Source organism: Clostridium sp. SHJSY1 (assembly GCF_031626875.1).
GTDB lineage: Bacteria > Bacillota > Clostridia > Clostridiales > Clostridiaceae > Clostridium.
The window spans coordinates 1-1,647 of record NZ_JANDMF010000115.1 but is presented as its reverse complement, the minus strand read 5'-3'; the positions used below and the strand labels follow the sequence as shown (position 1 = coordinate 1,647).

Annotated in this window: 2 protein-coding genes; both read left to right on the top strand. The window is 29.8% G+C overall.

From position 1 onward, the window contains the following. Positions 1 to 113 precede the first annotated feature (113 nt). Entirely contained in the window at positions 114 to 1,343 is a 1,230-nt protein-coding gene (locus NNC19_RS23365; RefSeq protein WP_310941093.1) for a transposase, read from the top strand. A gap of 16 nt (positions 1,344 to 1,359) precedes the next feature. Next, a complete protein-coding gene (locus tag NNC19_RS23360) occupies positions 1,360 to 1,554 on the top strand; it encodes a hypothetical protein (RefSeq protein ID WP_310941092.1) in 195 nt (64 codons plus the stop codon). Positions 1,555 to 1,647 lie beyond the last annotated feature (93 nt).

The following is a 1,647-nucleotide window of genomic DNA, read 5'->3' as shown; positions in this document are numbered from 1 at the left end:
TTTTTTAATGTAAAGGAAAGTATAAAAAAATCTTAAACTGAAAGCTAGATTTTATCTAGCTTTCAGTCGCGTTATATGGTAAATTAGTTAATTATATATTAGAGGTTTAACAAATGAGAAAAGGGAAAATAAAATCAATTTTAGAGGATCATTGGAATGGATTCTTAAGTTTATATGGAAAAAGGGTTAGAAAGAATGTAAAGAAAGAAGTTGAGAAAGTTTTAAATTGTAAGGATATTAGAAATGGGTATATTGAGTTTAAATGTGATAATTGTAATACAACTAAGAAGGTGGGCTTCACATGCAAAAGCAGATTTTGTACATCATGTGGCAAAATCTATACTGATAATTGGATTGAAAACATGTTAGGAAATTTGATTAATGTTAAGCATAGACATATGGTTTTTACTATTCCTGAAGAGTTGAGAAAATTTTTTGGAGCAGATAGAGAAAGATTGAAGATACTTCCGAAAAGCGCAGCTAAAGCTGTTACGAGTTGGATGCATAGTCTTAATAAAACAGAGCAGTTTACACCAGGAATAGTTACAGTTATTCATACTTTTGGTAGAGATTTAAAGTGGAATCCGCATGTACATATGATGATAACTGAAGGTGGGAAAGGTAATGTTAGTGAGTGGAGACATATAAGATATTTTTCTTATGAGGGATTACGTAAAAGATGGCAAAAAGTTTTGCTAGATGAAATAACAAATGTTTATGGGAATAGTAGAACAATAAGAATTCTAAAAAATAAATTGTACAAAGAAAAAGATAAAGGGTTTTATGTTCACGCTGAAACTGAGATAAAATCAGCTAAAATTGCAGCTAAATATGTTGGAAGATATGTAGGACGTCCTGCGATAGCAGAATCAAGAATACTTAAATATGATGGTGTAAATGTAACATATAAATATACTAGACATGAAGATAATAAAGTGGTTATAGAAACTGTCCATGCATATGAATTCATTAAGAAATTGATAATACACATTCCAGAAAAGAATTTTAAAATGGTTAGATATTTTGGTCTATATTCCAGAAGAAGCAAAGGTAAAAATAATTTCATTAAGATGATTGATGAAAAAATATTGAATCTTAAAAAGTCTTTGAGAAAATGGGAATATAGAATTTTAGCTTCATTTGGAGTTGATCCTTGTAAATGTCCTAATTGCAATAAAACAATGAGATTTCGTGATATTGTGTACGGTAAGTATGGATCAATAAGAGAATATCTTAGAAATAAAATAATAACTGAAACAGAGGAAAAATTGGAAGAAGTAATTGAAATATATGCAATTACAAAAGGAATATTATATGGTAGAATAAAATCCGAAAACACGTAGTTGGAGGAAGGATGTTATGCCAGATTCAATAAAATATAGATGTACAAAATGTAAGATAGAAGAAGATATACCTAAGGAGGTTGTTGAATACTTTGATGAAATGGATCAAAGCAATATAGAGGAGCCCCCTTGTTTTTCATGCGAAAAATGCGGCGGGGTAATGAGGCCAATAAAATATGATGGAGTATACGGAAAAAGTTATAGAATATAAATTAAAAGCATGGGATTTTTAGTATTCCATGCTTTTAAATTTAGCTTGCAAAATAATTTTCCCGAAGGGAGCGTGGCATAGCCACTTTTTTTA